Below are 24,420 nucleotides of genomic sequence, written 5' to 3'. Positions count from 1 at the left end.
ACCCATCTATGCCACGGCCGTTGCCGTGGCTCTGTCCGTTACATCGAGGAACTACCGCCGTGGAAGCACTGCACCAGAAGATTCGCGAAGAAGGCATCGTGCTTTCCGACCAGGTTCTCAAAGTCGATGCGTTTCTCAACCACCAGATCGACCCTGCCCTGATGCAACTGATCGGTGACGAATTCGCCCAGCGCTTCGCCGAGGCGGGCGTGACCAAGATCGTCACCATCGAAGCCTCCGGTATCGCACCTGCGGTCATGACCGGCCTGAAGCTCGGCGTGCCGGTGATCTTCGCCCGCAAGCACCAGTCGCTGACCCTGACCGAGAACCTGCTGACCGCCTCGGTGTACTCGTTCACCAAGCAGACCGAAAACACCGTGGCCATTTCGCCGCGTCACCTGAGCAGCCATGACCGCGTCCTGGTGATCGACGACTTCCTGGCCAACGGCAAGGCGTCCCAGGCGCTGATCTCGATCATCAAGCAGGCCGGCGCCACCGTCGCCGGGCTGGGCATCGTGATCGAGAAGTCGTTCCAGGGCGGGCGTGCCGAGCTGGACAGCCAGGGCTACCGGGTCGAATCGCTGGCGCGGGTCAAGTCGCTGGCCGGTGGGGTCGTCAGCTTCGTGGAGTGAGGTCGGCTTCGGAGGCCGTCGGGCGGTGCTGTCGGCGCGGTGCAGGGCACTCGATGTGCAGGGCTTGCTTGCGGGCCCTGCGGGCCCGATCGCGGCACTGGGGCCGCTCCCACAGGGACCGCGATGACCTGCAACACCGTGGTGCGACTACGGGTGTAGGAGCGACCCCTGTGTCGCGATTGGGCCCGCCAGGGTTCACATCAGCACTTGGCAGAAACCATAGAATCTCCCACAGGGACCGCGATGACCTGCATCGCCGCGGTGTAACTACGGGTGTAGGAGCGGCACCTGCCGGGGCGCCGGACCGGCCGCGATCGGGCCCGCAGGGCCCGTCAGGAAGCGCCGCCTGATCGGCATGATGCACACCGCTCACAGCCCGCCTCAGACACTGCCCCCTTACCCCTGCGTCGCCTGCAACCCCGCCAGCAACAACCGCTGATACAGCTCCTCCTTGAACCCTTGCGGCTGCTCGAGCCCCATACGTTCGAGGTGCGCGGGGAAGGTCTCGGGCGCCGGCGCATCCAGGGCCGCCTTGCCCAGGTCCAGCATTTCGCTCAGCCTGAACTTGCGCTTGAGCCAGTCCAGGGCACGCAGCAGCGCCCGCTCTTCGTCGCTGAAATCGCAGCCCAGGGGATACTCCGGAAACAACCGTCCATGCCGCTGGCGAATCGCCTCGAGCCGTTCGGGCGTGTTGTCGGTGAACCGCGGATCGAGCTGGAAATCCGCCGGCAGCTTGCCGGCCGCCTTGGCCTTGGCCATCAGCTCTGGCTGGAACCGCGAGTCGCTGATCGCCAGCAGCCGGGCGATTACCTCGCTGTCGGTCTGCCCACGCAGGTCGGCGATGCCGTACTCGGTCACCACGAGGTCACGCAGATGCCGAGGAATCGTGCAGTGCCCGTACGTCCAGGTCAGGTTCGAGGTGACTTCGCCCGCGGACTCGCGCCAGCTGCGCACCAGCAGCAGCGAGCGCGCATCCTCCAGGGCATGGGCCTGGGCGACGAAGTTGTACTGCCCGCCCACGCCGCTCAGCACACGACCGTCTTCCAGTTGGTCGGCCACCGCCGCGCCCATCAAGGTCATGCCGAACACCGTGTTGATGAACCGTGCATCACGGCGCTGGCGCCGCTTGAGCGCTTCGTCGCCATACAGCTCGTTGATGAAGCTGATCGCGGTCATGGCGAAACGGGCGCGCTGCGCCAGGGGCATTTCCCGTAGCCGCTGGTAGAAACTGCCCGGCCCCAGGAAAAACCCACCATGCACCAGCACGCCGTGCTCGTCCGCCGGCCGTCGCACCACGCCGGCTTCAGCCAGGGCCAGCAGACCGTTGACGAACATTTCGCTGCAGCCGTACAACCCTTTGGCGAAGGGCGCCAGCCCCCCTTCCCGCTCGATCAACGTCTGCCAGGGTGTGAGCTGCAGCTCTTCGGCCAGGGCGCGGTAGCCGTCGTTGTCCCCCTGGCGCGCCAGCAAGGCGGCCGTCACCGAATCGCCCATGGCGCCGATGCCGATCTGCAGGGTGCCGCCGTCGCGCACCAGCAGGCTGCTGTACAACCCGATGAAATGATCCTGCGTCGACACCGGCATGTTCGGCGTGGAGAACAGGCGACGCGTCTCGGGTTGATCGATGAGCAGGTCGAAGGTCGTTTCAGGCAGTTCGGCCGTGCCAGGCATGTACGGCAGCTCGTCATGGGGCTGCCCGAGCACCAACACGGTCTCGCCCCTGGCGCGGCGCTTGTCGAGCATCGGCAGCAGGTCGAGCGTGATGTCCGGGTTGCAGGCCAGGCTCACGTGCCCGGGGCGCTCGGGCGTGGTAGCCACCAGCTGCGCCACCAGGTTCAGGCCCTTGGCATTGATATCGCGCGCCGCATGGCTGTAGTTGCTGCTGACGTAGGCCTGTTGCGCCGTGTGGCTGCCCAGCAGGCTGCCGGGCTGCATGAAGAATTGCTCGACCCGGATGTTGCCGGGCAGGCTGTCGCCGCGCAGGTCGGCCAGGTAGTCGAGCTCCTCGCAATCGGCGAAGACGCGCTCGACGAACGGTTCCAGAAAGCGCCGCTGCAGGCCATCGCCCAACGCAGGCCTGCCGAGTGTCAATGCGGTATAGATCGTCAGCTGACGTCCCGGGGTCTGGCGAATCCGTCGGTACAGCGCATTGACGAAGGCCGTGGGCTTGCCCAGGCCCAGGGGCAGGCCCATGTGGATGTGTGCGGGCAGACGCGCCAGCACCTGGTCGACAGCCTGTTCGATGGAGCAGCGATGCGGCATCTTGGCCTCCCGGACGTCCTTGCATGCAGCCGTTGGACCGATGCCCGCACGCGTTTGCTCCCCGCCGGGTCTACCGCCTGCTCAGAGGCCGGACATCTGCTTGATGGCGCTGAGCAATTCGTCGTCGGTGCAGTTGCCGCACGTGCCCCGCGCCGGCATCGCGTTGACCCCGCTGATCGCCCGGGCCAGCAGGCCGTCCAGGCCGCCATTGCGGTCGGCGAGCGCTTGCCAGGCCGACGTGTCGCCGGGTTTGGGTGCGTTGAGCAGGCCCATGCCATGGCAGGTCTGACAATGCCGGGTGACGATTTCGGCAGGGTCGCGTCCCGTGACGGCCGGGCGAGTGGCCGGCGGCTCGTCGCAGGGCTGACCCTGAACGCAGACCTGGCCGACCGGGGCCAGGCGCCGGGCCATGTCGTCGTCGGGTGTCGCGTGTACGGCACTGGCCAGGCCCAGGGTGTAGAGCAGCGATAACGTTGCCAAACGGTGGATCAGGTTCACAGGTCGCCTCGGGGTCATGAGGGTCGGATCGGGTGAGCGCCTGCGGGTCGCTGGCCGGTGAGCCTGGCGTCCCGCCGTCAAGGTCTTCAGAAGTTGGCCGGCGTGGCAGCGCTGATCAGCCGGGCAGGCTCGTCGAACGGGTTGCGAAAACGGTGCGGCCGGGTGCTTTCGAAGTAGTAGCTGTCGCCGGCCTCGAGCACGAAGGTCTCGTAGCCCACCACCAGTTCCAGCCGCCCTTCGAGCAGGATGCCGGTCTCTTCGCCCTCATGGGTGAGCATCTCGTCCCCGGTATCGGCTCCGGGTGGATAGACCTCGTTGAGAAAGGCGATCGCCCGACTGGAATGCGCCTTGCCGACCAGCTTCATGGTCACCGCGCCATCGGAGATGTCGAGCAGTTCATGGGCCTTGTACACGATCTGCGACGGGGTTTCCGGCTCCAGTTCCACGGAGAAGAACTCGACCATGGACATCGGAATGCCGCCCAGCACCTTGCGCAGCGAGCTGATGGAGGGGCTGACGCTGTTCTTCTCGATCATCGAGATGGTGCTGTTGGTCACCCCGGCGCGCTTGGCCAGCTCCCGTTGGGACAGGCCCTTGAGCGTGCGAATGGCTTGCAGTCGTTGGCCGACGTCCAAAGCGTGAGTCTCCTTAAGGCGAGCGGACAAGGGTCGAGGGGCAGTGATCGCTATCATGGTAACAGCGTTCAGTATTTACAACACCCCAACCCCTGCCACTGACCTGGACCCGCGTCGGTTCAGTCGCCGTGGTACTCGCGCGGGACGCGCTTGAGGTTGCAGAACAGCTGATAGGGAATGGTCTCGGCATGGGCCGCCACGGTGCTGGCCAGCACCTGCTTGCCCCACAGCTCGACCGGACTGCCGACATCGGCCTGGGGCACGTCGGTCAGGTCGATGCAAAGCATGTCCATCGAGACGCGGCCGACCAGGCGGCTCGGCTGCCCGGCCACCTGCACGGGCGTGCCAGTCGGGGCATGCCGTGGATAGCCGTCGGCATAGCCCATGGCGACCACGCCCACGCGCGTCGGCCGCGCGCAGATGAACCGCGCGCCGTACCCCACCGGCTCGCCGGCCGGCAGTTCGCGCACGCTGATCACCCGCGATTGCAGCGTCATCACCGGCTGCAGACGCTCGACCTGGGACTGTTCGGCCTCGAACGGCGTAGCGCCGTACAGCATGATGCCGGGACGTGCCCAGTCGCTTCGTACCGACGGCCAGCCGATCAAGGCCGGCGAGTTGCTCAGGCTGGTCTCGGCCTGCAATCCCTGACGCGCCTGATCGAACACGGCCAGTTGCTCACCCGTGGTGGAGACGCCCGGCTCGTCCGCCCTGGCGAAATGGCTCATCAGCACGATGCGCGCGACCTGACCGCTGGCCAGCAGGCGCTCGTAGGCCGTCAGGTAATCCTTGGGGTGCAGGCCGACCCGGTGCATGCCGGTGTCGAGCTTGAGCCAGACGTTCAGGGGCGTGTGCAAGCGTGCGCGCTCCAAGGCCTCGACCTGCCAGGTCGCATGCACCACACACCACAGGCCGTGCTCGGCGATCAGCGGCAACTCGCTGGCCTCGAAGAACCCTTCGAGCAGCAGGATGGGCGCCTTGATGCCAGCGGCACGCAGTTCCAGCGCCTCTTCGATGCAGGCCACGGCGAAGCCGTCCGCGTCGGCTTCCAGGGCCAGCGCACAGCGCACCGCACCATGCCCGTAGGCATCGGCCTTGACCACGGCCAGCGCCTTGGCACCGGCCAGCTCACGGGCCACCCGGTAGTTGTGACGCAGGGCTTGAAGATCGATCAGGGCACGGGCGGGACGCATGAAGACAGCCTTCTGGTAAAGCGGTTGGAGGTTCGAGTCGGCGCAGGTCGACCCTGCACCGACGACAACGGTTGGCGACCGGAGGCGTGTTACGTATGCGCAGGAGTGGCGCTGCCCGACCGGGCATGCGCACCCCCTGCACCGTAGCGCGACAGGTCCAGACCGGCCGCGCTGATCTGCGGCGTCTTGTGTGCGATCAGGTCGGCCAGCAGGCGACCGGAACCGCAGGCCATGGTCCAGCCCAGCGTACCGTGCCCGGTGTTGAGGAACAGGTTGCGGATGGGCGTGGCGCCGACGATGGGCGTGCCATCGGGGGTCGCCGGGCGCAACCCGGTCCAGAAGCTGGCCTGCTGCAGGTCACCGCCGAGAGGATAAAGGTCGTTGACGATCATCTCCAGCGTCTCGCGCCGACGCGGGTTCAGCGAGAGGTCGAAGCCGGCGATCTCGGCCATGCCGCCGACACGGATGCGGTCGTCGAAGCGCGTGACGGCCACCTTGTAGGTTTCATCGAGAATGGTCGACGACGGAGCCATGGCCGGGTCGGTGATCGGCACGGTCAGCGAGTAGCCTTTGAGCGGATAGACCGGCGCCCGGATACCCAGGGGCTTGAGCAGTTGCGGCGAGTAGCTGCCCAGGGCCAGCACGTAGCGGTCTGCCGTTTCCAGCGTACCGTCGATCCACACGCCATTGAGCCGGTCGCCAGTGACGTCCAGACGCTGAATGTCCTGGCCGAAGCGGAACTCGACCCCCAGCCCTTCGGCCATCTCCGCCAGGCGGCGGGTGAACTGCTGGCAATCGCCGGTCTGGTCGTTAGGCAGACGCAAGGCACCGACCAGCAGGTCGCGGGCGCGGGCCAGTGCCGGCTCGACACGGGCAATGCCATCGCGGTCGAGCAGTTCGTAAGGCACGCCGGAACGCTCGAGCACGGCGATGTCCTTGGCCGCCGCATCGAGCTGCGCCTGGGTACGGAACAGCTGGGTCGTGCCCAGTGTGCGGTGCTCGTAGGCGATGCCGGTCTCGGCGCGCAACTCGTCGAGGCAGTCACGGCTGTATTCGGACAGCCGGACCATGCGCTCCTTGTTCACCGCATAGCGCGACGCCGTGCAGTTGCGCAGCATCTGGGCCATCCACAGGTACTGATCGACGTCGCCGGTCAGCTTGATGGCCAGGGGCGCGTGGCGCTCGAGCAGCCACTTGATGGCCTTGAGGGGTACGCCGGGGGCCGCCCAGGGCGAGGCATAGCCTGGGGAGATCTGCCCGGCGTTGGCGAAGCTGGTCTCCAGCGCCACGGCCGGCTGGCGATCGACCACCACCACTTCGAAGCCCTGCCGGGCCAGGTAGTAGGCACTGACCGTGCCGATGACACCGCCCCCAAGCACCATCACTCGCATCGCTCTTCCCTCTTGCGCGGCACGCCGCGACCTCGATCCTGGGCACTGCCCGATGCGCGCAGTATAAGAAGTTGGAGGCAGTGCAATTCACTATATAAAAGCCTATATTTGGCGAGAATTCTTGGCTATATCAGCTTTCGCAAAGGCGCATCCCCTATGAGAACCCAGCATCAAAGCAAGCGTGAACTGGACAAGATCGACCGCAACATCCTGCGCATCCTGCAGGACGAGGGGCGTATCTCCTTCACCGAACTGGGCGAGAAAGTCGGGCTGTCGACCACCCCCTGCACCGAGCGCGTCCGTCGTCTCGAGCGCGAGGGCATCATCATGGGCTACAGCGCGCGGCTGAACCCACAACAGCTCAAGGCCAGCCTGCTGGTGTTCGTAGAAATCAGCCTGGACTACAAGTCGGGCGACACCTTCGAGGAGTTCCGCCGCGCAGTGCTGAAGCTGCCCCACGTGCTGGAGTGCCACCTGGTGTCCGGCGACTTCGACTACCTGGTCAAGGCGCGCATCTCGGAGATGGCGTCATACCGCAAGCTGCTGGGCGACATCCTGCTGAAGCTGCCCCACGTGCGCGAGTCCAAGAGCTACATCGTCATGGAGGAGGTCAAGGAAAGCCTCTGCCTGCCGATCCCGGACTGAGGTCAGACCAGGACCTGGCGCGTACTGGCGATGTACTGGTGCACCAACTGCTCCGCGGCAGGCTCGATCATCGGCTCGGGACCACGCCCGCGCGGGCAGGCCATGCGCGGAGTGGTGCCGAACAGCCGGCAGATCAGCGGGCGCTCCTCGTACACCGTGCAGCCGTCCGGCCCCAGGTGAACGCAGTCCAGGCGCTCCAGCGCCGCCGCCTGCTCGGCCGGCGACTTGCGGGGCAGACGGGCCATTTCGTCCGTGGACGTGGTGACCGGGCCACAGCAGTCATGACAGCCGGGCACGCATTCGAACGACGGGATGAGTTCACGCAGGAAGTGGATCTTGTGGCGATTACAGGACATGACGGAAAAGGCTGTTCATCCGAAGGTGCAGACGCACTGGAAACGGTCAGGTCGCCTCTGCTAAACGGTCGAGAAAGCGCGAAGGCGCCCACGACGTCCTGCAGAACGTGCCTGTCGCGTGAGCCTCGCATTCTACTCGCTTGCAGCGCCGGTCAGCGTACCGAATGGCAGCGTCTGCGAACGTCCCGCGCGTCGGCCCGGTTGCTCACCGCGTAGCCCCCGCTTATCCTCCCTGCTCGGTCGATCACCCAGGACCCGCCCCATGATCCACAGCGCACAGCACACCGCCTCCTACTACGCCGCCAGCAGCATGCCGCACCCGGCGCATTCCTTTCTGCAAGGCGAGCAACGTGCCGATGTGTGCATCGTGGGGGGTGGCTACTCGGGCCTGAACACCGCCATCGAGCTGGCCGAACGTGGTTTTTCGGTGGTTCTGCTGGAAGCCCGCAAGCTGGGCTGGGGCGCCAGCGGGCGTAACGGCGGGCAGCTGATTCGCGGCGTCGGTCATGGGCTGGAGCAGTTCCTGCCGGTGCTGGGTGAGGACGGTGTGCGCAGCCTGCACCTGATGGGGCTGGAAGCCGTGCAGATCGTGCGTGAGCGGGTCGAGCGGCATGCCATCGCCTGCGACCTCACCTGGGGTTACTGCGACCTGGCCAACAAGCCTGCGCAACTGAAGGGCTTCGCCGAGGACGTCGAGCATCTGCGCAGCCTGGGGTATGCCCACGAGCTGCGTCTGGTCGGCAAGGACGATCTGCACAGCGTGGTAGGCGCCGACTGCTATGCCGGCGGTCTGATCGACATGGGCTCCGGCCACCTGCACCCGCTCAACCTGGCCCTGGGCGAAGCAGCGGTGGCCAGCCGCCTGGGCGTGAAGCTCTACGAGCAGTCGGAGGTCACGCGCATCGATCATGGCGCCGAGGTGCAGGTACACACGGCCCAGGGCCGGGTGCGGGCCAAGACGCTGGTGCTGTGCTGCAATGCCTACCTGAACGGCCTCGACCGTGAGCTGGGTGGCAAGGTGCTGCCGGCCGGTAGCTACCTCATCGCCACCGAGCCGCTGGGCGAAGCCCGTGCCCGTTCGCTGTTGCCGCAGAACATGGCGGTGTGCGATCAGCGCGTGGCGCTGGACTACTACCGGCTCAGCGCCGATCACCGTCTGCTGTTCGGCGGCGCCTGCCACTACTCCGGACGTGACCCCAAGGACATCGCGGCCTACATGCGCCCCAAGATGCTTCAGGTCTTTCCTCAACTGGCCGATGTGCGCATCGACTACCAATGGGGCGGGATGATCGGCATCGGCGCCAATCGCCTGCCGCAGGTCGGGCGCCTGAGCCGACACCCCAACGTGTTCTATGCCCAGGCCTACTCCGGCCATGGCCTCAACGCCACGCACCTGGCGGCGCGCCTGCTGGGCGAGGCGATCAGCGGCCAGGAAAGCGGCCGTTTCGAGCTGTTCGCCAAGGTCCCGCACATGACCTTCCCCGGCGGCCGGCACCTGCGCTCGCCCTTGCTGGCGCTGGGCATGCTCTGGCATCGGCTCAAGGAGCTGGCCTGAGGGGCGCGCACGGTCGTCCTCCGAAACGAGACAACCGTGCGGCGCTACCCGGCCGTAACTTTCTGTGTACACGCACGGTCCATATCCCTGACCCCCGTTCCTACAGGATGAACCTCCTTGAGACTCCAGAGAGCCTTGCCTGTCTGGCTGACCACGCTGTTCGTCGTTTCAGGCTGCGCCAGCGTCAATGCGCCCCATGAGACCAGCCACGTCCTGCCTGCCGACGAGTCGGCGTTCGGCCGCTCCGTTCTGCACCAGGCTGCGCCGCATCAGGGGCAGTCGGGGTTTCGCCTGCTGTCCAACAGCACCGACGCCTTCCGTGCCCGTGCCGAGCTGATTCGCAACGCCCAGGTCAGCATCGACCTGCAGTACTACATCGTGCACGACGGTCTGAGCACGCGCGCGCTGATTCATGAGTTGCTGTTGGCCGCCGACCGTGACGTGCGGGTACGCATCCTGCTCGACGACACCACCAGTGCCGGACAGGACAGCGCCATCGCGACCCTGGCCTCGCACCCGAACATCCAGATCCGGGTCTTCAACCCGCTGCACCAGGGCCGCAGCACGGGCGTCACCCGCGCCCTCGGGCGCCTGTTCAACCTGTCGCTGCAGCACCGGCGCATGCACAACAAGCTGTTCATGGCCGACACCAGCATGGTCATCGTCGGCGGACGCAACCTGGGCGACGAGTACTTCGACGCCGAACCGAACATGAACTTCACCGACATCGACATGCTCGGCGTCGGCCCGGTGGCACGGCAGCTCGGCGAAAGTTTCGACCAGTACTGGAACAGCGAGCTGAGCCGCCCCATCGGCGATTTTCTCTCGGAGCCGCCCAGCCCGGATGCCTTGCGTGTGAGCCGGGCACGCCTGGACGCATCGCTGGCCAAGGCCAAGGTCGAGCGCAAAGCGCTGTACGATCGGCTGATGGCCTACCAGACCGAGCCCAGGCTCGACACCTGGCGCAAGGAACTGATCTGGGCCCACGCCCAAGCCTTGTGGGACGCCCCCGAAAAGATCCTGGCCGAAGGCGAACCGGATCCGGCCCTGCTGATGACCCGCCAGTTGGCGCCGGCCCTGAACGACGTGCAGCACGAGCTGATCCTGCTGTCGGCCTATTTCGTGCCGGGCGAGTACGGTCTGCGCTACCTGGCCGGCAAGTCCGACGAAGGCGTGACGGTGAAGCTGCTAACCAACTCCCTGGAAGCCACCGACGTACCGGCGGTGCACGGTGGCTATGCACCCTACCGCAAGGCTCTGCTGCGCCATGGCGTCCAGCTGTTCGAGATGCGCCGTCAGCCGGGCGACCCTTCCAGCGCCAAGCTGAGCTACAAGGGCAGCTCGAACTCCAGCCTGCACAGCAAGGCGATCATCTTCGACCGCAGCAAGACCTTCGTCGGCTCGTTCAACTTCGACCCACGGTCGGTGCTGTGGAACACCGAGGTCGGCGTCATGGTGGACAGCCCGGAACTGGCCGAGTACACCCGCGAACTGGCCCTGCAGGGCATGGCGCCCGCGGTAAGTTACCAACCCGAGCTGCGCGAGGGCGAGCTGGTGTGGGTCACCGAGGACAATGGCCAGCGCCATGTGCTGACCCACGAACCCGGCGGCACGTGGCGTCGCTTCAACGCCTGGGTGAGCAAGGCCGTCGGCCTGGAGCGCATGCTCTAGATCTTGGCCACCTCGAAGGCGCCGCGACGACGCGTCAGCAGGACCAGGCCGAAGGCCCCTGCCGCCATCAGCAACGGCAGGGCGTGCCCGCTCACCCATTGCCCGCCTGCACCGGCCAGCAAGGGGCCCAGCAGACAGCCGATGCCCCACAGTTGCGCCACGTGGGCGTTGGCGCGCACCAGCGCATTGTCTCGGTAGCGCTCGCCGATGAGGATCAGCGACAGCGTGAACAGGCCGCCAGCGCTGGCGCCGAACACCACCCACAGGGGCCAGATGGCCGGGGTATGCAGCAGCAGCGGAATCGCCAGGCTGGAACCGAGCAATACCAAAGCGCAACCGCTGAACAAGGCCGGGCGGGACAAGCGATCGGCCAGCGCGCCAATCGGCAGTTGCAGGACCGCATCGCCGATGACCACGGTGCTGACCATGAACATCGCCATCTCGGGGCTGAAACCTTGGCGCAGGGAGTAGACCGGCAGCAAGGTAAGAATCATTGCCTCAAAGGCGGCGAACAGCGCGATCGCCCAGGCGATCACCGGCTGCCGTCCACAGAACCGGCGCAGATCGCCCAAGGTGACGCTGCAGGCCTCTGCGACCGGGGCACCGCTCCGCCCCACCAGCAACAGCGGCGCGACCATGAGCAGGCCGGTAGCCGCCCAGAAGCCGAAATCGTCCTGGGACCCCAGCAGACCCAGCACCAGCGGACCGGCCAGCTGACTCAAGGCATAGGTGCTGCCATACAGCGCCACGAGCCGGCCTCGCCACCGCTCGACCACCAGCTGGTTGATCCAGCTCTCCCCCAGCACGAACACCACAGTCAGGCACATGCCGATCAGCAGGCGCAGCGCCAGCCACAGCGGATAGCCAGGCAGCAGCCCGAGCAGGCCGATCGACAGCGCACTGCCCCACAGGCACAGACGCATGGCGCTCGGCACGCCGATCCAGCCTGCCAGGCGGCTGGCCAGGCTGGCCCCGAGCAACACACCCACCGCTGGCATCGCCGCCATCACGCCAATGGCGAAGGCGCCATACCCCCAGCTTTCCAGCCGCAGCGACACCAGTGGCATGCTGACCCCGAGGGCCAACCCGACACTCAGTACAGCGCCCAGAACGGCGAAATAGGTACCCCAGCGCATGGCAGCGTTCCTTGCAGCGAAACCGGATCGACGAAGACGACACAGCCGGGACGGCGCGTACCGTCCCGGCTGTGCATGAGGCCGCAGGCGTGGGTCAGAGCTTGACCCAGGTCGCCTTCAGCTCGGTGTATTTCTCCAGTGCATGGAGCGACTTGTCCCGACCATTGCCCGACTGCTTGAAGCCGCCGAACGGTGCGGTCATATCGCCGCCATCGTACTGGTTGACCCACACGCTGCCGGCACGCACGGCACGGGCCGTACGGTGGGCCTTGGAAATGTCGGACGTCCAGATGCCTGCCGCCAGGCCATAGGGCGTGTCGTTGGCGATGGCGATGGCTTCTTCGGCAGAGTCGAAGGTCAGCACCGACAGCACCGGGCCGAAGATCTCTTCCTGGGCGATCTTCATGGCATTGGTGACGCCATCGAAGATGGTCGGCTCCACGTAGGTGCCACCGGTCTCTTCCAGGGTACGCTTGCCTCCGGTCAGCAAGGTCGCGCCATCGCGGTGCCCGGCTTCGATGTAGGACAGCACGGTGTTCATCTGTTGCTGGTCGACCAGCGCACCAATGGTCGTGGCCGGATCCAGCGGGTTGCCCGGAGTCCAGGCCTTGAGCGCCTCGACCACCATGGGCAGGAAGCTGTCCTTGATCGAGCGCTCGACCAGCAGACGCGAACCGGCGGTGCAGACCTCGCCCTGGTTGAAGGCGATGGCGCTGGCGGCGGCTTGGGCGGCGGCCTGCAGGTCAGGGGCATCGGCGAAGACGATGTTCGGGCTCTTGCCGCCGGCTTCGAGCCAGACCCGCTTCATGTTCGATTCGCCCGCGTAGATCATCAACTGCTTGGCGATCTTGGTGGAGCCGGTGAACACCAGGGTATCGACGTCCATGTGCAGTGCCAGTGCCTTGCCGACGGTGTGGCCGTAGCCAGGCAGCACGTTGAGCACGCCAGCCGGGATGCCCGCCTCGATCGCCAACTGGGCGACGCGGATGGCGGTCAGGGGCGACTTCTCGGAAGGCTTGAGCACCACCGAGTTGCCCGTGGCCAGGGCCGGGCCGAGCTTCCAGCTGGCCATCAGCAGCGGGAAGTTCCACGGCACGATGGCGGCGACCACACCGACCGGCTCGCGCGTCACCAGGCCCAGTTGGTCATGCGGCGTCGGCGCGACTTCGTCGTACACCTTGTCGATGGCTTCGGCGTTCCAGTGGATGGCGTTGGCTGCGCCTGGAATGTCGATGGTCGAGGAATCCCCGATCGGCTTGCCCATGTCGAGGGTTTCCAGCAGGGCCAGTTCTTCGACGTGCTGGCGCAGCAGGTTGGCGAAGCGGATCAGCGTGGCCTTGCGCTTGGCCGGTGCCAGACGCGACCAGACGCCCGACTCGAACGTGGCGCGGGCATTCTCGACCGCGCGGTTGGCGTCGGCCAGGTCGCAGCTGGCGACCTGGGCCAGCGAGCGGCCATCCACCGGGCTGCGGCACTCGAAGGTTTCACCGGAGGCGGCGGCGGTGTACTCACCGTTGATGAAGGCGCGGCCTTCGATCGTCAGTTGCTGGGCGCGTTGTTCCCAATCTGCACGCGTCAGGGTGGCCATGTAGAAACTCCTCTTGTTGTCAGGGACAGCGTCAGGCTCGACACTCACCCACGCTGGGGTAATTGGACAGGTCTGCGAAACGACCCTAGGTGTCGTCCACCCTAAACCAGCCACGTGGAACTATCAATATATTTGACAGAAAACGCTCAAAGCTCTTATAGCGTTTGTTTTTTTAAACAATACGAGGCAGATCATGCGCATCGATTCCATCGTCGACTTCGCCCAGGTACTGATGCAGGCCGAGACCTACCGGCCGGCCGCGCACAAGATTCTCAAGGGCGATCCCGAACAGCAGGTCTACAACCACTATGCCAGCCCGTGCGGCCAGTTCGCCGCCGGTGTCTGGGAAGGTGCCCTGGGGCAATGGGAGGTCAACTACACCGAGCATGAATACTGCGAGATCGTTCAGGGGGTCTCGGTCTTGCGCGACCAGGACGGCCAGGCCAAGACCTTGCGCGCAGGCGACCGGTTCGTGATCCCGGCAGGTTTCAAGGGTACGTGGGAGGTGCTCGAAGCCTGCCGCAAGATCTACGTCATGTTCGAGCCGAAGTGAGCAGTGGCGCAAAGGGCTGACTGGCAGACGCGTAACGTTTCCTCTCGACGATAACTCCTTGGGCAGCGATAGATATGCCATGCAGTGAGGCGACAGCGCCGACCATGGGTACGCCCAATCGGGGCTGACATCAGAAAGAGGAACTATCATGAAAGGCTGCCTGATCCCTACAATGCTTGTGGAACACCTCATTGGCACCCGCTACGTCGAGAGCGTGAAAGACTACATCAGTGAAATGACAGGACTGCCATACGTCATCGGCCCTGGTGAAATAACGACCACGGAACTTCGCACCGACCGCATCTACGTGGAGGTCGATGAAGCAGGCAACATCAGCCGACTGCGTATTGGCTAAGCCGCTGGCGTCAGAAAAACCGTATCTCAGGATACGGTTTTTTTTGGCCGCTGCTCCATCACTCGGGCTAAACCTGCGGAGCGCGTACGTAGGATTTCCTAGCGAGGATCGCTCTGGACGCAGATTTAGATATGCCAATGACAGGCCCGATGACACCGACCATGAGCCTGCCCGGCATTGGGCTGACACCCTACAGAGGAACCTTCATGGAATATCCAGTCGACAAGACGACACTCAATCACCTCATCGGCACCCGCTACGTCGAGAGCGTGAAAGGCTACATCCGCGAATTGACCAGCCTGCCCCTGGTCATAGGCCCTAAAGAGCCTGCCACCAAAGACTATCGCACCGACAGGGTCTTCATCGTCGTCGATGAAGGCATGATCACTGGATTCAGTTTCGTTTGATCCGCAAACGCCAGAGACAAAAAAACCGCATCCTGGGATGCGGTTTTTTTGGGTTGCCGATCAATTACTTGATCTTGGCTTCCTTGTACGTCACGTGCTTACGGACGACCGGATCGTATTTCTTGATCTCGATCTTGTCCGGGGTAGTGCGCTTGTTCTTGTCGGTGGTGTAGAAGTGGCCGGTACCGGCGCTGGACACCAAACGGATCAGTTCACGCATGACAGTCTCCTTAAACCTTTTCGCCGCGAGCACGCAGCTCGGACAGCACGACTTCGATACCACGCTTGTCGATGATGCGCATGCCCTTGGCGGAAACGCGCAGACGGACAAAGCGCTTCTCGGCTTCAACCCAGAAACGGTGATGTTGCAGGTTTGGCAGGAAACGACGACGGGTTTTGTTGTTTGCGTGGGAAATGTTGTTCCCCGTTACCGGACCCTTACCGGTAACTTGACAGACTCTCGACATACCTCAGCCCTCTAAAACCACATGCCCAACCCGGCATGGGTTGGCCGCTTAATCTCTCAGTCTTTGGCGCCAGGCGCCGTGTTTTCCGAGGTCTTATCGACCGGAATCGCCGAAGCGACAGGCCGAGCCCCTAGAAAAGAGCGCTGCTTTATACCAGAAAGACCGGGTCACGACAACAGGGTCATGACCAGGTGACGACGGCTGCGAGCCCGCAAGCATAGCGGCAAGGCGGCAGCCACGCCCACCGTTCGTCGGTCGATTTGTAAAAATGCATGTAGCCTTTTGTCGACGCTCATTCTAGGGTTACATCGTTTCCAGGCTGCTTCTGGCAGATGGGCCACTGACCAGTCAAGGAGTCACCATGCGTCGCCCCGTCCTTCCCCTGCTGTTCGCCTCCCTGTTCGCCTCGGCCCTGGTCCAGGCCGCACCCCTGAGCGTCTGTACCGAAGCCAGCCCGGAAGGTTTCGACGTGGTCCAGTACAACTCGCTGACCACCACCAACGCCTCGGCCGATGTGCTGATGAACCGCCTGGTGGAGTTCGATGCCGCCCAGGGCAAGGTCGTGCCCAGCCTGGCGCAGCGCTGGACGGTGTCGGACGATGGCCTGGTCTATGATTTCACGCTGCGCGAAGGCGTGAAGTTCCACACCACCTCCTACTTCAAGCCCACCCGCACGCTGAGCGCCGACGACGTGCTGTTCAGCTTCCAGCGCATGCTGTACCCCGCCCACGCCTGGCACAAGACCGCACCTGGCGGCTATCCCCATGCGCAGTCCCTGCAGTTGGGCAGCCTGATCAAGTCCATCGATGCGCCGACGCCCACCACCGTGCGCTTCACCCTCTCCCACCCGGACGCCACCTTCCTGGCGACGCTGAGCATGGGCTTCGCCTCGATCTATTCGGCCGAGTACGCCGATCAGTTGCTCAAGGCCGGCACGCCGGAAAAGCTCAATGTCCAGCCCGTGGGCACCGGGCCGTTCGTGTTCCAGCGGTTCCAGAAGGATGCCGTGGTCCGCTACCGCGCCAACCCGAACTATTTTGGCGGCAAGCCTGCCGTCGACCCGCTGATCTTCGCCATCACCCCCGATGCCAACGTCCGCCTGCAGAAACTCAAGCGCAACGAGTGCCAGATCGCCCTGTCACCCAAGCCGCTGGACATTGCCGATGCCAAGCAGTTGCCCGACCTCAAGGTCGAGAGCACGCCGGCGTTCATGACCGCGTTCGTCGCCCTCAATACCCAGCACCCGCCTCTGGACAAGCCTGAGGTGCGCCAGGCCATCAACCTGGCGTTCGACCGGGAGAGCTACCTGAAGGCGGTGTTCGAGGACACGGCCATCGCAGCGACCGGCCCCTACCCGCCCAATACCTGGAGCTACGCCGAACACTTGCCGGGGTACCCGACCAATGTGGACAAGGCCAAGCGCCTGCTGGCCAAGGCCGGCCTGCCGGACGGCTTCACCACCACCCTGTGGACACGGCCGTCGGGCAGCCTGCTCAACCCCAACCCCAACCTGGGTGCGCAGATGCTGCAGGCGGACCTGGCCAAGGTCGGCATCAAGGCCGAGATCCGCGTGATCGAATGGGGCGAGCTGATCCGCCGTGCCAAGCAGGGTGAGCACGACCTGCTGTTCATGGGCTGGGCCGGCGACAACGGCGACCCGGACAACTTCCTGACGCCGCAGTTTTCCTGTGCCGCCGTCACCTCCGGCACCAACTTCGCGCGCTACTGCGACAGCCGTCTGGACCAGCTGATCAACGCAGGCCGGACCACCAACGACCAGAGCGTGCGCAGCCGTCTGTACCAACAGGCCCAGACCCTGATTCAACAGCAGGCACTGTGGCTGCCGCTGGCCCACCCGACTGCAGCGAGCCTGACGCGCCAGGGCGTGGCAGGTTATGCCGTCAGCCCGTTCGGGCGGCTCGACCTGTCCAAGGTCACGGTGACCCGGTGAGCCAGCCCTGCTCGACCATCGACAGCGGTTCGCCCTCGCCCACGATGACGTGATCGAGGATCCGCACGTCGATCAGCCTGAGGGCATCACGCAGCACGTGGGTCAGCTGGACATCCTCGCGGCTGGGCTCGGGGTTGCCGGAGGGGTGGTTGTGGCACAGGATCAGCGCCGCGCAATTGTGCGTCAGCGAGCGCCGGACCACCTCGCGTGGGTACACGTTGGCACGGTCGATCGACCCGCGAAACAGCACTTCGAACGCCAGCGGTCGGTGCCGGGTGTCCAGGAACAGGCAGGCGAAGACCTCGTTGGCCTCGTGGCGCAGCCTGGACTTGAGGTAGCGGCGGACCGCTTGCGGCCCCTCCAGTGCCGACTCGCGCTCGATGGACTCGGCCAGATGGCGTCGTCCGATCTCCAGCATCGCCTGCAGCTGCGAGTACCTGACCGGTCCAAGCCCGGCCTCGCCCAGGAACGCCTCCCGATCGGCCTCGAGCAACTGGCGCAGACTGCCGAAGCGGCCCAGCAGCCGCCGCGCCAGGTCGACCACGTTGCAGCCTTTCACGCCCGAACCCAGGAACACCGCCAGCAGCTCGGCGTCCGACAACTGCGACGCACCGTACTGCAGCAGCTTTTCCCGAGGCCGCTCGCGCAGCGGCCATTCCCTGATATTCATGCACCCTCCCTGGATGTCACTGCGGCGCCTCCGGGCGCTGTGGTAATCTAGTCCGCTCGTTCATGTGACGATCTGCCGCAGGCACTCATCGTCGTCGCACGCTTCTACTGGAACAAAAGGCAGGCCTATGCAGCGGTTGTATCGCAAGCGCATCGTTCTCGGCGTGGGGGGCGGCATCGCCGCCTACAAAAGTGCCGAGCTGATTCGCCGACTCCTGGAACACGGCGCCCAGGTGCGCGTCGTCATGACCCGCGGCGGTGCCGAGTTCATCACCCCCCTGACCTTGCAAGCGCTGTCCGGCCACCCCGTGCACCTGGACCTGCTGGACCCTGCCGCCGAAGCCGCGATGGGCCATATCGAGCTGGCCAAGTGGGCCGACCTGGTCCTGATCGCCCCGGCCACGGCCGACCTGCTGGCCCGTCTGGCCCAAGGCATGGCCGACGACCTGCTGACGACGCTGGTGCTGGCCACCGATGCCACCGTCGCCGTGGCGCCCGCCATGAATCAGGCGATGTGGCGCGACCCGGCGACCCAGGCCAACCTCGACCTGCTGCAAAGCCGTGGCCTGCGCGTGTTCGGGCCGGCCTCCGGCAGCCAGGCCTGTGGCGACGTCGGGCTGGGCCGCATGCTCGAGCCGACCGAACTGGCCTGGCTGGCCGCAGAAAGCTTCCAGCGCCAGGCGCTGACCGGACGGCACGTGCTGATCACGGCAGGGCCGACCCAGGAAAACATCGACCCGGTGCGCTACATCACCAATCATAGCTCCGGGAAAATGGGTTTCGCATTGGCCGAGGCGGCCGCCGAAGCCGGTGCTCGCGTGACCCTCGTGACCGGTCCGGTGCACCTGCCGACCCCCGATCGCGTCACCCGAATCGACGTGGTGAGTGCGCGGGACATGCTCGCGGCCTGCGAGGCGGCCATGCCCTGTGACCTGTTGATCGCCTCGGCAGCGGTCGCGGACTACCGACCCGAGGTCGTCGCCGCGCAGAAACTCAAGAAAGATCCTACGACAGGCGATGGTCTGTTGCTGCAGATGGTGCGCAATCCCGATATCCTCGCCACCCTCGCGGGCCGTGCGGATCGACCGTTCAGCGTCGGCTTCGCCGCCGAGACCGAGCACTTGCTCGATTACGCGACGCGCAAGCTCAAGGACAAGAACCTCGACCTGATCGTCGCCAATGACGTGGCCAACCCCAGCATCGGCTTCAACAGCGAGGAAAATGCCCTGACCGTCATCGACCGTCAGCAACACCAGACCCTTTTCGCGCAGACCAGCAAAGGCAAGATCGCCCGCCAGCTGGTCGCCTTCATCGCCGAACGGCTCAACCAGGTTCAATAGGTTACATGCACGCTCTTCAAGCCAAGATCCTCGACCCCCGCCTGGGTCGCGACTTTCCTCTTCCGCAGTACGCCACGCCGGGCTCGGCCGGGCTGGACCTGCGCGCACTGCTGGCGCAGGACACCGTCCTGGAGCCGGGGCAGACCCTGCTGATCCCCACGGGCCTGTCGGTGTACATCGGCGACCCGGGCCTGGCCGCCGTGATCCTGCCGCGCTCGGGCCTGGGCCACAAGCACGGTATCGTGCTCGGCAACCTGGTCGGCCTGATCGACTCCGACTACCAGGGCGAGCTGATGGTGTCCTGCTGGAACCGCGGCCAGACCCCCTTCACGCTCACCGTCGGCGAGCGCATCGCCCAGCTGGTGCTGGTGCCCGTGGTCCAGGCACAGTTCGAGCTGGTCGAGGCCTTCGACGAAACCCAGCGTGGCACCGGCGGCTTCGGCCACTCCGGCACCCGCTGACCCGATGACGGTTCGCAGGGACGGCGAACTCGACAAGCGCTTCGTCGTCCAACGCGGGCCATGCCCCAGGGCCCCCGCCCTCGCTGACTGGAATCGCCCATGACCGACCGCGCTCTGCGACCCCCCGCGCTGCCTGCCAGCATCTTTCGCGCCTATGACATCCGCGGCGTGGTCGGCAGCACGCTGACCCCCGACGTCGCCTACTGGATCGGGCGGGCCATCGGTGCGCAAAGCCTGGCCCAGGGCGAGGCGAAGGTGTCGGTCGGCCGCGACGGTCGCCTGTCCGGCCCGCTGCTGGTGGGGCCGTTGATCCAGGGCTTGGTCGACGCAGGCTGCCAGGTCAGCGACCTGGGCATGGTGCCGACACCGACGCTGTACTACGCGGCCCACGTGCTGGAAGGCACCTCGGCCGTCATGCTCACCGGCAGCCACAACCCGCCCGACTACAACGGCTTCAAGATCGTCATCGCCGGCGATACCCTGGCCGATGCGCAGATTCAGGCGCTGTTGCAGCGCCTGCAGGACAACGACCTCAGCACCGGCCAGGGCCGCGTCGAGCAGGTCGAGCTGCTGGAGCGCTACAGTGCGCGAATCCTGGCCGACGTCACCCTGGCCAGGCCCTTGAAGATCGTCATGGACTGCGGCAATGGCGTGGCCGGCGTCATCGCCCCGGCGCTGTTCGAGCGCCTTGGCTGCGAGGTCGTGCCCTTGTTCTGCGAGGTCGATGGCCACTTCCCCCATCATCATCCAGACCCCGGCAAGCCCGAGAACCTGCAGGACCTGATCGCGGCCGTACGCGACACCGGTGCGGACCTGGGGATCGCCTTCGATGGCGACGCCGACCGGGTCGGCGTGGTGACGCCCCAGGGGCAGATCGTCTATCCGGACCGTCTGTTGATGCTGTTCGCCCAGGATGTCCTGCAGCGCAACCCGGGCGCCGAGATCCTCTTCGACGTCAAATGCACGCGTCGGCTGATCACGCTGATCGAAGGGCTGGGCGGGCGCGCCACCATGTGGAAGACCGGCCACTCGCTGATGAAGAAGAAGCTCAAGCAGACCGGCGCGCTGCTGGCCGGTGAAATGAGCGGGCACCTGTTCATCCAGGAACGCTGGTACGGCTTCGACGATGGCCTCTACAGCGCCGCACGCCTGCTGGAGATCCTGTCGCGCGGCGACGCCGATGCCGACACGCTGTTCGCGGCGTTTCCCAGTGACATTTCCACACCGGAAATCAACATCGATGTGACCGACGACGGTAAATTCAGCATCATTGAAGCGCTGAGGCACGACGCCGACTGGGGTGAGGCCACCTTGACCACCCTCGATGGCATCCGGGTCGACTATGCCCGCGGCTGGGGCCTGGTGCGTGCCTCCAACACCACGCCGGTCCTGGTGCTGCGCTTCGAGGCCGACGATGAGGCCGAACTGCGTCGTATCCAGGCCGTTTTCCGCACGCAGCTACTGCGGGTCGCCCACGACCTGCGCCTGCCATTCTGACCGATCAACCCTTCCCTGCTGGAGTCCCGCATGACCCTCGACCGCGATGCCGCATCCCATGTCGCCCAGGTACTGTCCGAAGCGCTGCCCTACATTCGCCGCTTCGTCGGCAAGACGCTGGTGATCAAGTACGGCGGCAACGCGATGGAGAGCGAAGAGCTCAAGACCGGCTTCGCCCGGGACGTCGTGCTGATGAAGGCCGTCGGCATCAATCCGGTGGTGGTCCACGGCGGCGGGCCGCAGATCGGTGACCTGCTCAAGCGCCTGTCCATCGAGAGCCACTTCATCGACGGCATGCGCGTGACCGATGCGCAGACCATGGACGTGGTCGAGATGGTGCTGGGCGGGCAGGTCAACAAATCGATCGTCAACCTCATCAACCGCCATGGCGGCAGCGCCATCGGCCTGACCGGCAAGGACGCCGAGCTGATTCGTGCGAAGAAGCTGACCGTCACCCGGCAGACCGAGGGCATGAGCGCCCCCGAAGTCATCGACATCGGCCAGGTCGGCGAAGTGGCTGGGGTCAACACCGACCTGCTGAACATGCTGGTCAAGGGTGACTTCATCCCGGTGATCGCCCCCATCGGCGTCGGTGCCGACGGCCAGTCCTACAACATCAACGCCGACCTGGTCGCCGGCAAGGTCGCCGAAGCGCTCAAGGCCGAGAAGCTGATGCTGCTGACCAACATCGCCGGCCTGATGGACAAGCAGGGCCAGGTCCTGACCGGCCTGACCACCACGCAGGTCGACGAGCTGATCGCCGATGGCACCATCTACGGCGGCATGCTGCCGAAGATCAAGTGCGCGCTGGAGGCCGTCCAGGGTGGCGTGAACAGTTCGCACATCGTCGATGGGCGCGTCCCGAACGCCGTTCTGCTGGAAATCTTCACCGACACGGGCGTGGGCACGCTGATCACCAATCACGCCTCGCGCTGAGCGTCCCTTTGCGGGAGCAGACTTGCCTTCGATGCAGGCGGTGATGAGTCCGGACGCCATCGCGGGCAAGCCCGCTCCCACAGGCTGCTTGCGCAGCCATGCCTACATTGACGACTGCCGAGGTCTGGGTGGGAGCTGGCTTGCCAGCGATAGGGCCAGTTCATTCGCCTCAAGATTGACAGGCCAGCATTAATCCTATCGGCCATGTATCGAATCTACCGCCGCTATCGCAGGCAAGCCCGCTCCCACAGGTTGCTTGCGCAGCCATGCCTACATTGACGACTGCCGGGGTCTGGGTGGGAGCTGGCTTGCCAGCGATAGGGCCAGTTCATTCGTCTCAAGGCTGACAGGCCAGCATTAATCCTGTCGGCCATGTATCGAATCTACCGCCGCTATCGCGGGCAAGCCCGCTCCCACAGGCCGCTTGCGCAGCCATGCCTACATTGACGACTGCCGGGGTCTGGGTGGGAGCTGGCTTGCCAGCGATAGGGCCCTGCCAGACGCCGCATGCGGCCGGGCATGTACGGAGTAGAAAAGACAGTTGCTCCCACAAGGCCGTGACAGCCCCCTACGACACCGGTCGACTCAGTGCGCAGGTAGGGGTTTGTGCCTTGCTGGCGAGCGTAACCAAAAAAGGCGACCTGCAAGGGTCGCCTTTTTCGTTGCGGTTCAGGCTCAGATCCCGTACTGCGCCCGATAGGCTTCGACGGCAGGCAGGTGCTGCTTGAGCTGCGGGTCATCGGCCAGGAATTCCAGCACCTGGGTCAGCGAGACGATGCTGACCACCGGGATGCCGAAGTCGCGCTCCACTTCCTGGATGGCCGACAGCTCGCCATTGCCGCGTTCTTCACGGTTGAGCGCGATCAGCACGCCGGCGGCACGGGCCTGCTGGGCCTGGATGATCTGCATGACTTCGCGGATCGCCGTACCGGCGGTGATCACGTCGTCGATGATCAGCACGTCACCGGCCAGCGGGGCCCCGACCAGGCTACCGCCCTCGCCGTGGTCCTTGGCTTCCTTGCGGTTGAAGCACCAGGGCACGTCGTGCTGGTGCTGGTCAGCCAGGGCGACGGCCGTGGTCGCCGCCAGCGGAATGCCCTTGTAGGCAGGGCCGAACAGGACGTCGAACGGAATCTTGCTGTCGACGATCGCGGCGGCGTAGCAACGGCCCAGCTCGGCCAGGGCCGAGCCGCTGTTGAACAGGCCAGCGTTGAAGAAGTACGGGCTGGTACGCCCCGATTTCAGGGTGAATTCACCGAAGCGCAGCACGCCCCGATCGATGGCAAAACGGATGAAGTCGCGCTGATACGGCTGCATGAAAGGTCCCAAACACCACGGATTTAGCTAAATGAGTTGAGCTCGGGTATCATACACGCACGAGATTTTTGGGGCCATTTATGCGGATCATCAGTGTGAACGTGAACGGCATTCAGGCTGCGGCCGAGCGCGGATTGCTCAGCTGGCTGCAAGCCCAGAATGCCGACGTCATCTGCCTTCAGGATACCCGCGCCTCGGCCTTTGAACTCGACGACCCAGCTTATCAGCTCGATGGCTACTTCCTGTACGCCTGCGACGCGGAAGTGCCCGCCCAAGGGGGCGTGGCGCTGTATTCGCGCATGCAGCCCAAGGCAGTCATCACGGGCCTGGGCTTCGAGACGGCCGACCGTTACGGACGTTACCTGCAGGCCGACTTCGACAAGGTCAGCATCGCCAGCCTGTTGCTGCCTTCGGGCATGAACGGCGACGAAGACCTGAATCAGAAATTCAAGTTGATGGACGACTTCGCCAAGTACCTGGACAAGCAGCGTCGCAAGCGCCGCGAGTACATCTACTGCGGCTCGTTCTACGTCGCGCAGCAGAAGCTCGACATCAAGAACTGGCGTGACAGCCAGCAGTCGCCTGGCTTCCTGCCGCCCGAGCGCGCCTGGATGGAAGCGATCGTCGGCGACATGGGCTATGTGGACGCGCTGCGTGAAGTCAGCCGTGAAGGCGACCAGTACAGCTGGTGGCCGGACAACGAGCAGGCCGACATGCTCAACCTCGGCTATCGCTTCGACTACCAGATCCTGACACCGGGCCTGCGCCGTTTCGTGCGCAACGCACGCCTGCCGCGCCAGCCACGCTTCTCCCAGCATGCGCCGCTGATCGTCGACTACGACTGGACGCTGACCATCTGACCAAGGCGAGCGCCTCGCCGCAGCGCGGCCTCACCCCTCGATGAG

The 24,420-nt window shown here is 65.2% G+C and carries 25 protein-coding genes; 14 read left to right on the top strand and 11 right to left on the bottom strand.

Translation table 11 applies throughout. The annotated features are described in order from the left end of the window. Positions 1 to 59: 59 nt before the first annotated feature. Positions 60 to 632, top strand: a complete 573-nt coding sequence (locus APT63_00465) for a xanthine phosphoribosyltransferase (GenBank protein AMA44201.1) — start codon at positions 60 to 62, stop codon at positions 630 to 632. Positions 633 to 1,028: 396 nt separating this feature from the next. On the opposite strand, the gene APT63_00460 is transcribed toward APT63_00465, so the two are convergent. From APT63_00460 to APT63_00440, 5 genes are all read right to left on the bottom strand, one after another. Continuing rightward, positions 1,029 to 2,894 carry an acetyl-CoA hydrolase gene (locus APT63_00460; GenBank protein AMA44200.1) on the bottom strand — a complete coding sequence of 622 codons (1,866 nt, stop codon included), beginning with the start codon at positions 2,892 to 2,894 and terminating at the stop codon, positions 1,029 to 1,031. A gap of 81 nt (positions 2,895 to 2,975) precedes the next feature. After that, positions 2,976 to 3,392, bottom strand: a complete 417-nt coding sequence (locus tag APT63_00455) for a cytochrome C (GenBank protein AMA44199.1) — start codon at positions 3,390 to 3,392, stop codon at positions 2,976 to 2,978. Between the two features lie 86 nt (positions 3,393 to 3,478). Continuing rightward, the gene (locus APT63_00450; GenBank protein AMA44198.1) at positions 3,479 to 4,027 is read right to left on the bottom strand and encodes an XRE family transcriptional regulator; all 549 of its coding nucleotides are present in this window, start codon (positions 4,025 to 4,027) and stop codon (positions 3,479 to 3,481) included. A 119-nt stretch (positions 4,028 to 4,146) separates the two neighbouring features. Next, positions 4,147 to 5,220, bottom strand: coding sequence for an alanine racemase (gene alr, locus APT63_00445; protein ID AMA44197.1), 1,074 nt, complete (start codon positions 5,218 to 5,220; stop codon positions 4,147 to 4,149). Between the two features lie 89 nt (positions 5,221 to 5,309). After that, positions 5,310 to 6,611, bottom strand: a complete 1,302-nt coding sequence (locus APT63_00440) for a D-amino acid dehydrogenase small subunit (GenBank protein ID AMA44196.1) — start codon at positions 6,609 to 6,611, stop codon at positions 5,310 to 5,312. Positions 6,612 to 6,767: 156 nt separating this feature from the next. Here APT63_00440 and APT63_00435 point away from each other — a divergent pair, with 156 nt between their 5' ends. Next, entirely contained in the window at positions 6,768 to 7,256 is a 489-nt protein-coding gene (locus APT63_00435; protein AMA44195.1) for an AsnC family transcriptional regulator, read from the top strand. A 2-nt stretch (positions 7,257 to 7,258) separates the two neighbouring features. Here the strand turns inward: APT63_00435 and APT63_00430 are convergent, their stop codons facing one another. Further along, positions 7,259 to 7,612 carry a Fe-S oxidoreductase gene (locus tag APT63_00430; GenBank protein ID AMA44194.1) on the bottom strand — a complete coding sequence of 118 codons (354 nt, stop codon included), beginning with the start codon at positions 7,610 to 7,612 and terminating at the stop codon, positions 7,259 to 7,261. Positions 7,613 to 7,874: 262 nt separating this feature from the next. Between APT63_00430 and APT63_00425 the strand changes: the two genes are divergently transcribed. Further along, positions 7,875 to 9,167, top strand: coding sequence for an FAD-dependent oxidoreductase (locus APT63_00425; protein ID AMA44193.1), 1,293 nt, complete (start codon positions 7,875 to 7,877; stop codon positions 9,165 to 9,167). A 117-nt stretch (positions 9,168 to 9,284) separates the two neighbouring features. Continuing rightward, positions 9,285 to 10,838 carry a phospholipase gene (locus tag APT63_00420; protein AMA44192.1) on the top strand — a complete coding sequence of 518 codons (1,554 nt, stop codon included), beginning with the start codon at positions 9,285 to 9,287 and terminating at the stop codon, positions 10,836 to 10,838. On the opposite strand, the gene APT63_00415 is transcribed toward APT63_00420, so the two are convergent. Continuing rightward, positions 10,835 to 11,974 carry an MFS transporter gene (locus APT63_00415; protein AMA44191.1) on the bottom strand — a complete coding sequence of 380 codons (1,140 nt, stop codon included), beginning with the start codon at positions 11,972 to 11,974 and terminating at the stop codon, positions 10,835 to 10,837. The two genes, APT63_00420 and APT63_00415, sit on opposite strands and share 4 nt — an antisense overlap. A gap of 94 nt (positions 11,975 to 12,068) precedes the next feature. Continuing rightward, a complete protein-coding gene (locus APT63_00410) occupies positions 12,069 to 13,562 on the bottom strand; it encodes an aldehyde dehydrogenase (GenBank protein ID AMA44190.1) in 1,494 nt (497 codons plus the stop codon). Between the two features lie 193 nt (positions 13,563 to 13,755). Here APT63_00410 and APT63_00405 point away from each other — a divergent pair, with 193 nt between their 5' ends. The 3 genes from APT63_00405 to APT63_00395 all read left to right on the top strand — a co-directional run bounded on the left by APT63_00405 (position 13,756) and on the right by APT63_00395 (position 14,877). Next, positions 13,756 to 14,115, top strand: a complete 360-nt coding sequence (locus tag APT63_00405; GenBank protein AMA44189.1) for a transcriptional regulator — start codon at positions 13,756 to 13,758, stop codon at positions 14,113 to 14,115. A gap of 148 nt (positions 14,116 to 14,263) precedes the next feature. Further along, entirely contained in the window at positions 14,264 to 14,470 is a 207-nt protein-coding gene (locus APT63_00400) for a hypothetical protein (protein AMA44188.1), read from the top strand. Positions 14,471 to 14,676: 206 nt separating this feature from the next. Next, a complete protein-coding gene (locus APT63_00395; protein AMA44187.1) occupies positions 14,677 to 14,877 on the top strand; it encodes a hypothetical protein in 201 nt (66 codons plus the stop codon). A gap of 64 nt (positions 14,878 to 14,941) precedes the next feature. Here the strand turns inward: APT63_00395 and rpmG are convergent, their stop codons facing one another. Further along, positions 14,942 to 15,097 (bottom strand): 50S ribosomal protein L33, encoded by a 156-nt coding sequence (rpmG, locus tag APT63_00390; GenBank protein AMA44186.1) that lies wholly within the window; start codon positions 15,095 to 15,097, stop codon positions 14,942 to 14,944. Between rpmG and APT63_00385 the strand changes: the two genes are divergently transcribed. Together APT63_00385 and APT63_00380 are read left to right on the top strand one after the other, a co-directional pair. Continuing rightward, on the top strand, positions 15,096 to 15,359 hold the full coding sequence (locus APT63_00385; protein ID AMA44185.1) for a hypothetical protein: 264 nt from the start codon (positions 15,096 to 15,098) through the stop codon (positions 15,357 to 15,359). The two genes, rpmG and APT63_00385, sit on opposite strands and share 2 nt — an antisense overlap. A 346-nt stretch (positions 15,360 to 15,705) precedes the next feature. After that, positions 15,706 to 17,295, top strand: coding sequence for a peptide ABC transporter substrate-binding protein (locus APT63_00380; protein ID AMA44184.1), 1,590 nt, complete (start codon positions 15,706 to 15,708; stop codon positions 17,293 to 17,295). Here the strand turns inward: APT63_00380 and APT63_00375 are convergent. Beyond that, the gene (locus APT63_00375) at positions 17,279 to 17,965 is read right to left on the bottom strand and encodes a hypothetical protein (GenBank protein AMA44183.1); all 687 of its coding nucleotides are present in this window, start codon (positions 17,963 to 17,965) and stop codon (positions 17,279 to 17,281) included. The two genes, APT63_00380 and APT63_00375, sit on opposite strands and share 17 nt — an antisense overlap. A 127-nt stretch (positions 17,966 to 18,092) precedes the next feature. On the opposite strand from APT63_00375, the gene APT63_00370 reads away from it, so the two are divergent. From APT63_00370 to APT63_00355, 4 genes are all read left to right on the top strand, one after another. After that, positions 18,093 to 19,304: a phosphopantothenoylcysteine decarboxylase gene (locus tag APT63_00370; GenBank protein AMA44182.1), complete on the top strand. Its 1,212-nt coding sequence runs from the start codon at positions 18,093 to 18,095 to the stop codon at positions 19,302 to 19,304. A gap of 5 nt (positions 19,305 to 19,309) precedes the next feature. After that, complete coding sequence (locus tag APT63_00365) at positions 19,310 to 19,765, top strand: deoxyuridine 5'-triphosphate nucleotidohydrolase (GenBank protein AMA44181.1); 456 nt, start codon at positions 19,310 to 19,312, stop codon at positions 19,763 to 19,765. A gap of 99 nt (positions 19,766 to 19,864) precedes the next feature. Beyond that, positions 19,865 to 21,262: a phosphoglucomutase gene (locus tag APT63_00360; GenBank protein ID AMA44180.1), complete on the top strand. Its 1,398-nt coding sequence runs from the start codon at positions 19,865 to 19,867 to the stop codon at positions 21,260 to 21,262. A gap of 30 nt (positions 21,263 to 21,292) precedes the next feature. Beyond that, entirely contained in the window at positions 21,293 to 22,198 is a 906-nt protein-coding gene (locus APT63_00355; GenBank protein AMA44179.1) for an acetylglutamate kinase, read from the top strand. A 675-nt stretch (positions 22,199 to 22,873) separates the two neighbouring features. Here the strand turns inward: APT63_00355 and pyrE are convergent. Then, positions 22,874 to 23,515, bottom strand: a complete 642-nt coding sequence (gene pyrE / locus APT63_00350) for an orotate phosphoribosyltransferase (GenBank protein AMA44178.1) — start codon at positions 23,513 to 23,515, stop codon at positions 22,874 to 22,876. An 80-nt stretch (positions 23,516 to 23,595) separates the two neighbouring features. Between pyrE and APT63_00345 the strand changes: the two genes are divergently transcribed. Beyond that, positions 23,596 to 24,375: an exodeoxyribonuclease III gene (locus APT63_00345; GenBank protein AMA44177.1), complete on the top strand. Its 780-nt coding sequence runs from the start codon at positions 23,596 to 23,598 to the stop codon at positions 24,373 to 24,375. Positions 24,376 to 24,420 lie beyond the last annotated feature (45 nt).

Source organism: Pseudomonas monteilii (assembly GCA_001534745.1).
Lineage (GTDB): Bacteria > Pseudomonadota > Gammaproteobacteria > Pseudomonadales > Pseudomonadaceae > Aquipseudomonas > Aquipseudomonas alabamensis.
This window is presented reverse-complemented; position numbering and strand designations above follow the sequence as displayed.